The 3706-nt window shown below is 59.5% G+C and carries 6 protein-coding genes and 1 pseudogene; 6 read left to right on the plus strand and 1 reads right to left on the minus strand.

Annotated features, from left to right (window positions below; genetic code table 11):
• Positions 1-482: 482 nt before the first annotated feature.
• From EN781_RS28365 to EN781_RS28390, 6 genes are all read left to right on the plus strand, one after another.
• Positions 483-782: a hypothetical protein gene (locus EN781_RS28365; RefSeq protein ID WP_126055229.1), complete on the plus strand. Its 300-nt coding sequence runs from the start codon at positions 483-485 to the stop codon at positions 780-782.
• Between the two features lie 467 nt (positions 783-1249).
• Positions 1250-1450: a hypothetical protein gene (locus tag EN781_RS28375; RefSeq protein ID WP_126055231.1), complete on the plus strand. Its 201-nt coding sequence runs from the start codon at positions 1250-1252 to the stop codon at positions 1448-1450.
• Between the two features lie 17 nt (positions 1451-1467).
• Positions 1468-1686 carry a hypothetical protein gene (locus EN781_RS34020; RefSeq protein WP_126055232.1) on the plus strand — a complete coding sequence of 73 codons (219 nt, stop codon included), beginning with the start codon at positions 1468-1470 and terminating at the stop codon, positions 1684-1686.
• A gap of 303 nt (positions 1687-1989) precedes the next feature.
• Positions 1990-2211 (plus strand): hypothetical protein, encoded by a 222-nt coding sequence (locus EN781_RS34915; RefSeq protein ID WP_210213506.1) that lies wholly within the window; start codon positions 1990-1992, stop codon positions 2209-2211.
• Positions 2212-2499: 288 nt separating this feature from the next.
• Positions 2500-2772 carry a hypothetical protein gene (locus EN781_RS28385; protein WP_210213507.1) on the plus strand — a complete coding sequence of 91 codons (273 nt, stop codon included), beginning with the start codon at positions 2500-2502 and terminating at the stop codon, positions 2770-2772.
• Between the two features lie 215 nt (positions 2773-2987).
• Entirely contained in the window at positions 2988-3332 is a 345-nt protein-coding gene (locus EN781_RS28390; protein WP_126055233.1) for a hypothetical protein, read from the plus strand.
• A 7-nt stretch (positions 3333-3339) separates the two neighbouring features.
• Here the strand turns inward: EN781_RS28390 and EN781_RS36040 are convergent.
• Positions 3340-3706 (minus strand): annotated as a pseudogene (locus tag EN781_RS36040) (hypothetical protein); the annotation flags it as partial.

The following is a 3706-nucleotide window of genomic DNA, read 5'->3' on the forward strand; positions in this document are numbered from 1 at the left end:
GTCGTAAATCGGGCCGCGCCTATTTTTCGGCCATTCGTAGAGAAATTCCAGGGCGTCCTCGATGCATGCGATTTCCTGGATCAGGCTCTTTCCGCTCTTGACGTAAACACGGCTGTCGAACATCCGGTCGTTCATAAGATCCTCCAAATCGAACGAACAATTGAGTGTCAGGAGGGCCGAGACCTACGGCAGTATCCCTGGCCCAGCGGCGATATGGGTTTGAGGGCTTTTGTCGTCAAGAGTGCTCTGCAACCTCTATGAGCTTGGTGCATGGGCCTCGCCCGAATAAGACAGCCAGTATCACATCTGCCTATCCGCGCCGTTTTCCTATATTCGCCGCTTCTTTGCGCCCATACCGGGGCGAGCCGGCAGACCCGAGCCCAGAACCTGGCCGCCACACACGATCCCTCGGGCTTTTCGGGAACCGTTCGCGTGTTTTCCTCTTTTGGAAATCGAAGGGACCGCCTCGTAAGGAGACAACGATGAACCGGCTACTTTTCGCGTTACCTATCTTGGCCCTGTCCACTGGGCTTGCCATTGCGCAGTCAACCAGCACCACGAGCGGATCTTCCACGACAACCACGACGACGACAACGATGCCGAGCACCACCAATCAGGGTACAGACTCGACCACCACGAGCGACACCAATCCGAATTCGGCGAAGGATTGCGCGCCCGGCCAGCAGACCGGCAGTGCCAAGCAGGCGGCTCCGGGGCAGCAGGATACCGATGCAAAGACGGCTGCTCCAGGCCAGTTGAAAACGACGACCGAAGGCTGTTGATGCGAGCGAGGGCCGACGCAGATTGGCCGGCGCCCAAGAGCACAGGCCGATCGCGTTTTCAAACTTAGAGATATCCGCGTCGCCGGCAGTAGCTCGGCGGCGCGGTAGGCCCGGTTCCCGCCGCACCCGACGGAACCAAAGCTACCGAGGGTGGTTGATACCAGTCGTCCGCACCAGGCAGCGGCACGCGGACGCTTGGAAGAGTCCATCGCGCTTTCGCCCCAGGGAAGGAGAGCGTCATGCGCTTTTCAGAACGCGCGCGTCCGTCTGTGGACGCACCAGCTTCCGCCACCTTGCAGCTAGGACAACGGGTAATCCGCAAGGACACTACCGAGCGTGGGATTGTGGTCGCTACCACCGACCAAACAATAAAGGTGAAGTGGGATCGCGGTAGGACCAGCTACTTCCGCCGTGGCGCGGAAGGTAATGTTCTCCACGCGCCGCCCTCAGGATGACGGAGCTCGCGTATGGCTTCCCCGACCTGTGTCAAATCGGATGATCTCGACATGCTGATCCAGGCATTGACGGACCATTGCCACGACTTTGGCATTTCCGCCGACGCCGAACGAGATGATGTCGCGCGGCTTATGGTGGTGCTCTTCGTCAGCGGGATAGATGATGCCGCTGACATGAAGTTGGCTCTGGCCGCGTCTAGGCTTGTCCACTAGTTCACTGGCCTGTCCCCGTGGCGTTCTTACGAGACCGCCCTGATCGCCAGCGCAAAGCAAATCGCCAGTGGAAAGATCAAGCAGACAGCCATTATGACAACCACGACATTGCCAAGGCGCTCCGTTCGCTGCTTGGCAAGGTCAGCGGCATCATCGTCACTCGAAATGAGATCAAGGATCGAAAAATCATCAGGGGTGGGAGCGTCGTTGGCGAGCCGACCTGCGATGTCAGGTAGGTCCGCTCTGCTCTGGACAAGGGTCACATTCGCCTCGCTGTCAAACGCCGCTTGCTGTTGGCAAAGCCAGGCGCCCACCATGTTCGAAAGGTAAGCATGGCAGGCACCCAGGATGACCGACGACGGAGGGGGTCGAAATAATCGGCGGCCCCGCATCAATGTATTGGCAGTTTGTTGGTTGCCGCCTCCAGCCCTTTGCTGTTGTCGCTGCGACTTCAGTCGCAGCAGGCTTGCGACTGCAGTCCGCTGCCGGAACGAAAAGACATCAAGCCTCGTTTGCGGAGCATTCGGAGGATTTGCATCATGAACCGGCGAGGTGTCTCCTCATCCGACTGCGAGGTCCTTCGGTGTGCCTTCGTAAAATCGGTCATCGAAGACGGAATTCCTGAAGATAAATGGGTGGCCCACGCCGCGTTTTTGATCCGCAGGCTTACCGGCAAAAACGATGTCGACCCGCGCGTGCTGGATTGGGTTTTGCGAAGCAGCAGCGTTCCCCAGCCCCGGGCGAAATGGCTCGAGGCTTAGACCTGGCGCTCGGGCCACGGTCGAAGGGTTTCAGAGGGGGTCGAAAAAGCCCGCCAGCAAGACCCAATGTCGGGGAACCGTGCAACGGGTCGTGCGTTTAGTCAGGTCCCAAAATCCCGTTGCCACCCATCCTTCAGATGGCAGCGGGCTTGCTGGATAGCCCGGTTCCCTAAACCCTGTCACTCCGTGCGAAACCGGGCTATTCGGTTCGACGCCGAATCGACTCGCTAACGTGACATTGCAGGAATACAATTAACTTCGTCATCCGCACCCGACCGAGGCAAGCGGATGCTTGAAAGAGCAGATCACGCTTTCGCCCGGGTGGGGGAGGAAAGCGTCATGGCTTTCAAAAAATACAGCAGCATATTCACGCCTGTCGATCTGGAGATCATCCAGAACGTTTTTGACCAGCTTTGCAGCGAGCGCCGTCTGGCCCTTAAGGACCGGGAACAGAGGGAGCAGCTTGCCAACGAAGTCATCCAAGCGTTCGAGAACGGCATCTCAGACGAAGTGGCGTTGCGCCGGTTGTTTTCAAAACGCCGCAGGGCCATGGCCGAGTGAATGCTCGGAGGCGGCGGCGTCACCGACCTCGTCCCGGGCTGGGAGCCAATACGCGTCGCCGCAATAGCTCGGCGGTGCGGTAGGCTCGTACCCGACGCCCCACGGAACCAAAGCCGCCCGCTAGCGGTTAACACCAGTCGTCCGCACCCAACCGAGGCACACGGACGCTTGGAAGAGTAGATCGCGCTTTCCCCCGACTGAGGAAGAAGAGAGTCATGCGCTCACGACACTGGAGTCGCCAGAAGGACGCGCCAGCCTCCACCTCCTTGCAGCCAGGACTGCGGGTAATCCGCAAAAAGGGCGTAGAGAACGGCACGGTCGTCGAGGCTAATCCCGGCCAAATCGACCGAGGCGCGCCGGCTTCCTCGACTTACATCAGTTCGGACGATCGTCACATGCTGACCCAGGCATTGACGAAGCATTGCCACGACTATGGCATTTCCGCCGACGCCGAGCGTAACGATGTCGCCCGGCTGATGATGGTGCTTTTCGTCAGAGGGATCGTCAATGCCGCTGACATGGAAGCGGCTCTGGCCGCTTCGAGGCGGCTCGTTCACTAGGCCTACTTCACCGGCCCCGTCCCGTTCCACCGGATGAACGCCACTTCCTTGCCGGTGACCTCTCGCACGTCTTCAACAGCGCCTCATGCAAAAGCTGGAGCGAGCGGTAGTGATCGCATTGCGGCGAGATCAGCGGGCCGACGATGCTCTTGTGCAGCGCCTCCGCCGCCTGCAGGAAGAGCTCCAAATCCGAACCGGATAGCTGCCTGGGTTTTTTGCGCCTGACCATTGCGATCCCTCCGAGCATCGCCGCATCTAGGATAATAATCCTATATGACTCAATGGCTGTAAAGAGGGCGGATATGGCGGAGCGGTTACGCTGCGGAATGCCCCAGCTCAGGTCGCCCAGCTCGGGCGCAGCCTCGCTGCAGGAT

The organism is Mesorhizobium sp. M4A.F.Ca.ET.090.04.2.1 (assembly GCF_003999085.1).
Classification (GTDB): Bacteria; Pseudomonadota; Alphaproteobacteria; order Rhizobiales; family Rhizobiaceae; genus Mesorhizobium.

What these genes read in the sequence shown, in the direction of transcription:
- EN781_RS28365 (WP_126055229.1), top strand. Translation starts at nt 483, where the DNA reads ATGAACCGGCTACTTTTCGCGTTACCTATCTTGGCCCTGTCCACTGGG.
- EN781_RS28375 (WP_126055231.1), top strand. Translation starts at nt 1,250, where the DNA reads ATGGCTTCCCCGACCTGTGTCAAATCGGATGATCTCGACATGCTGATC.
- EN781_RS34915 (WP_210213506.1), top strand. Translation starts at nt 1,990, where the DNA reads ATGAACCGGCGAGGTGTCTCCTCATCCGACTGCGAGGTCCTTCGGTGT.
- EN781_RS28385 (WP_210213507.1), top strand. Translation starts at nt 2,500, where the DNA reads ATGCTTGAAAGAGCAGATCACGCTTTCGCCCGGGTGGGGGAGGAAAGC.
- EN781_RS28390 (WP_126055233.1), top strand. Translation starts at nt 2,988, where the DNA reads ATGCGCTCACGACACTGGAGTCGCCAGAAGGACGCGCCAGCCTCCACC.